5 protein-coding genes are annotated in these 4,268 nt (G+C 54.0%); 4 read left to right on the top strand and 1 reads right to left on the bottom strand.

The window, feature by feature from the left end; all coding sequences use genetic code 11:
• Positions 1-769, top strand: a 769-nt coding sequence (gene secF / locus BOW51_RS07975) for a protein translocase subunit SecF (RefSeq protein ID WP_078477226.1), incomplete at its 5' end; no start/stop codon positions are given.
• 69 nt (positions 770-838) lie between these two features.
• Here the strand turns inward: secF and yhbY are convergent.
• Positions 839-1,138 carry a ribosome assembly RNA-binding protein YhbY gene (gene yhbY, locus BOW51_RS07970; protein WP_078477225.1) on the bottom strand — a complete coding sequence of 100 codons (300 nt, stop codon included), beginning with the start codon at positions 1,136-1,138 and terminating at the stop codon, positions 839-841.
• A gap of 109 nt (positions 1,139-1,247) precedes the next feature.
• Between yhbY and rlmE the strand changes: the two genes are divergently transcribed.
• The 3 genes from rlmE to BOW51_RS07955 form a co-directional block, all read left to right on the top strand.
• The gene (rlmE, locus tag BOW51_RS07965; RefSeq protein WP_078477224.1) at positions 1,248-1,868 is read left to right on the top strand and encodes a 23S rRNA (uridine(2552)-2'-O)-methyltransferase RlmE; all 621 of its coding nucleotides are present in this window, start codon (positions 1,248-1,250) and stop codon (positions 1,866-1,868) included.
• Between the two features lie 68 nt (positions 1,869-1,936).
• Positions 1,937-3,880 carry an ATP-dependent zinc metalloprotease FtsH gene (ftsH, locus tag BOW51_RS07960; protein WP_174564740.1) on the top strand — a complete coding sequence of 648 codons (1,944 nt, stop codon included), beginning with the start codon at positions 1,937-1,939 and terminating at the stop codon, positions 3,878-3,880.
• 44 nt (positions 3,881-3,924) lie between these two features.
• Positions 3,925-4,268, top strand: a 344-nt coding sequence (locus BOW51_RS07955; protein ID WP_167367282.1) for a dihydropteroate synthase, incomplete at its 3' end; no start/stop codon positions are given.

The following is a 4,268-nucleotide window of genomic DNA, read 5'->3' as shown; positions in this document are numbered from 1 at the left end:
GGCGGTTGAGCTCAGTGAAGTGCGTGGCCAACTAGAAACGGCCGGTTATGGTGATGCCATCGTGCAGCAGTTCGGTACGCCGCGCGACATCCTGGTTCGCCTGGCGCCGCGTGTGGGCGTTTCTGACAAGACACTCTCCTATGATGTCTTTAAAGCGCTTAACACATCTGCCGGGGCTGAGCTCGAACTTCGCCGTGTCGAATTTGTCGGACCGCAAGTGGGCGATGAGCTAACTGAGGATGGCGGCCTGGCAATGCTCTACGCACTGATCGCCATCTCTATTTACGTCATGCTGCGTTTTGAATGGCGCTTCTCGGTTGGCGCCTTGATCGCACTGGTACACGACGTGCTGATTACCATCGGGCTGTTTTCGCTTCTGCAGATGGAATTTGACCTGCCGGTACTGGCAGCGCTTCTCGCTGTTATCGGCTACTCGCTAAATGACACCATTGTTGTTTACGACCGTATTCGTGAAAACTTCCGCAAGATGCGCAAGGGATCGCCGCAGCAGATTATTGATTCATCGCTGAACCAGACACTGTCTCGTACTCTTGTGACATCGCTGACAACCATGCTGGTGCTGTTGGCGCTCTTCTTCCTTGGTGGTGAGATTATCCACGGCTTTGCATTCGCGCTCTTGATTGGCGTGATTGTCGGAACCTACTCATCCATCTTCGTAGCGAGTGTTGCGGTACTGATGCTGGGTATCAACAAGGAAGACCTGATGCCGGTCAAGAAAGAGGGTGCGCAGGTCGACGATATGCCCTGAGGGTGAACTGACAAGGGCCGGAATAAAACTCTGAAAGGATTTTACTTCGACCCCGATTGTTATGAGTCGTTACTCTTTCGGGAGTGCGACTTTTGGTTTTTTGGCATTGCGCCGAAAGAAGACGGCGACATGGCCAATGGTCTGTACCAGGTAGGCACCGCAGGTTTCACTGATCGTCTCGATCATCGTCTTCTTGTCTTCACGGTCTGCACCGCTGATTTTCACCTTAACCAGTTCATGAAAATCGAGCGCAATCTCAAGTTCGGCGAAAACATTCTCACTCAGGCCATGCTGGCCGACTGAGACAACGGGCTTCAGGTGGTGCGCCAGGCTGCGAAGGTGGCGTTTCTGGGATGCTGAAATGGTCATATTGGACTCGTGTGAAAGGGGGCAATTGCCTTGCATTAAGGGATCAGGCAGCGCATTCTACCCCAACTGGCTGAGAAATCAGCAATTATTATCCAGGTAGACAGAAGAATTGGCTAGGTCAAAAAGCAGCGGGCGCTGGATGCAGCGCCATATCAACGATCACTATGTAAAGCAGGCACAGCGTGAAGGCTATCGTTCACGTGCGGCTTACAAGTTGTTGGAACTATTAGAAAAAGACCGCCTGATCAAGCCCGGTATGGTGGTTGTAGATCTCGGTGCGGCCCCCGGAGGCTGGAGCCAGGTTGCTGCAAAACTGGTCGGCGATGAAGGCATGGTTTTCGCTCTTGATAGTCTGCCCATGGATGCGCTTCCCGGCGTGACCATCATCGAGGGTGACTTTACCGAAAAGAAGCCGCATGATGCGCTTGTTCAGGCACTCGATGGTCGCCAGGTTGATGTTGTAATTTCCGACATCGCCCCCAATATTACGGGGATGGCCGTAATTGACCAGCCGCGTTCGATGTACCTGTGCGAACTGGCGCTCGATTTTGCGTGCAATAACCTCAAACCCGGGGGCGATTTTGTTGCAAAAGTGTTTCAGGGTGAGGGATTTGACGAGTTTTACAGGGAATTGCGCAGCAATTTTCAACGCGTGGTGACCAGAAAACCACAAGCATCACGTGCGAAAAGTCGTGAAGTTTACGTAGTCGCACGCGGATTAAAGGTATAATCTTGCACTTATGCGGGATCGAAAATGTCCGGAATTGGTACCGGATCGAGGAATAAACATTGAGTGATATGGCAAAAAACCTGATTCTTTGGGTCGTCATCGCAGTAGTGCTGATGTCGGTTTTCAACAGCTTCACCCAGTCGCCCGGTTCTTCCGGCGAAGTGAGCTATTCCGACTTTATCACCTGGGTCAACGACGACAAGGTCAAATCCGTCAAGATGGATGCCTACGGCCGTTCTATCGATGGCGTTCTGCATGATGGCCAGCGCTTTCATACCGACAGCCCGGGTGACGATGGTCTCATCAGCGACCTGCTGAAGAATAACGTCGAGTTCAGTGCCGAAGCAATCGATCCGCCATCCATGTGGGAACAGCTGCTGCTCAACCTGCTGCCACTCTTCATTCTTATCGGTATCTGGATATTTTTCATGCGCCAGATGCAGGGCGGTGGTGCCGGCAAGGGCGCCATGTCGTTCGGAAAGAGCAAAGCCCGTATGCTCAATGAGGACCAGATCAAGGTCAACTTTGGCGATGTAGCAGGTGCCGACGAGGCCAAGGAAGAGGTCGTCGAGATGGTCGACTTCCTGCGTGATCCATCCAAGTTCCAGAAACTTGGCGGCAAGATTCCCAAGGGCGTGTTGATGGTCGGTGCACCCGGTACAGGTAAAACTCTGCTCGCACGTGCTATTGCCGGTGAAGCCAAGGTTCCTTTCTTTACAATTGCAGGTTCCGACTTTGTCGAGATGTTTGTCGGTGTCGGTGCCTCGCGTGTTCGTGACATGTTTGAACAGGCCAAGAAACACGCACCATGCATTATCTTTATCGATGAGATCGATGCTGTCGGTCGCCATCGTGGCGCAGGCCTCGGTGGCGGACACGATGAACGTGAACAGACACTCAACCAGCTGCTGGTCGAGATGGATGGCTTCGAAGGCAACGAGGGCGTCATCGTCATCGCTGCAACCAACCGTCCTGATGTACTCGATCCTGCACTGCTGCGTCCGGGCCGTTTCGACCGCCAGGTCGTGGTTCCGATGCCCGACATCCGTGGCCGTGAACAGATTCTCAAGGTACACCTGCGCAAGGTGCCTGCCGGTGACGACGTTAATGCAGGCGTGATTGCTCGCGGTACCCCCGGTTTCTCCGGCGCCGATCTCGAGAACCTGGTCAACGAGGCCGCTCTCTTTGCTGCGCGTTCCAACAAGCACAGCGTCGACATGGATGATATGGAGAAGGCGAAGGATAAGATCATGATGGGCGCCGAGCGCCGTTCCATGGTAATGAACGAAGATGAGCGCCGACTGACGGCTTACCACGAGGCAGGTCATGCCATCGTTGGTCTCAACGTGCCGAAACATGATCCAGTTTACAAGGTGAGTATCGTGCCACGCGGCCGTGCTCTGGGTGTGACCATGTTCCTGCCTGAAGAGGATAAGTACAGCCACAGCAAGGAGTATCTCGAAAGCCAGATCTCCAGCCTGTTTGGCGGGCGTATCGCTGAAGAGATGATCTTTGGCCCGCAGAGCGTCACCACCGGTGCGTCGAATGATATCGAACGCGCGACAGACCTTGCACGCAACATGGTCACCCGCTGGGGTCTCTCCGAACGCCTTGGCCCACTCGCTTACGGCGAGGAAGAGGGAGAGGTTTTTCTTGGTCGCTCGGTGACCACGCACAAGAATGTTTCGGATGATACCGCGCATGCGATCGATGAAGAGATTCGTGCCTTTATCGACCGCAACTATGATCGTGCCGAGACTATTCTCAAGGAGAACACCGACATGCTGCATGCGATGTCTGATGCCCTGATGAAGTACGAGACCATCGACAAGAAGCAGATTGAAGACATCATATCGGGTAAGACTCCGCGTCCGCCCGAGGGTTGGACAGAACCTGATGATGATCAATCGGGTTCAGGCCAATCGGCTGCCAGCAAGGATGAAGGCGCCAGCGATGAAAAAGGTGCCAAGAAAGATGACGGCACCATCGGCGATCCTGCAAGCCAACACTAACAGTCCGGGCTGCCGGCCCTGACCCGGCAGCCTGTTTTCAATTGATGCAACTCAACTGTCTCGATCGTATCATTGACCTCTCATCCCCGCAGGTCATGGGCATACTCAACGTAACTCCCGACTCCTTCTCTGATGGCGGTGCCTATACGCAGCTCGATAGGGCGTTGGCACAGGCAGAACAGATGGTGTCTGCCGGTGCAGCCATTATTGATATCGGTGGTGAGTCGACGCGACCTGGTGCCAAAGCCGTTACCCAACAGCAGGAACTCGATCGGGTACTCCCTGTCATAGAAGCTGTCTCACAGCGTTTGGATACACCGGTCTCTATCGACACCAGTAAAGCGGCAGTGATGAAAGAGGCGGTAGCCGCGGGCGCATCTCTTGTCAA

The sequence above is a fragment of the Solemya elarraichensis gill symbiont genome, from assembly GCF_002021095.1.
GTDB lineage: Bacteria > Pseudomonadota > Gammaproteobacteria > Chromatiales > Chromatiaceae.
This window is presented reverse-complemented; position numbering and strand designations above follow the sequence as displayed.

Coding starts and splice junctions, on each gene's coding strand:
- yhbY (WP_078477225.1), bottom strand. CDS start 1,138: ATGACCATTTCAGCATCCCAGAAACGCCACCTTCGCAGCCTGGCGCAC.
- ftsH (WP_174564740.1), top strand. CDS start 1,937: ATGGCAAAAAACCTGATTCTTTGGGTCGTCATCGCAGTAGTGCTGATG.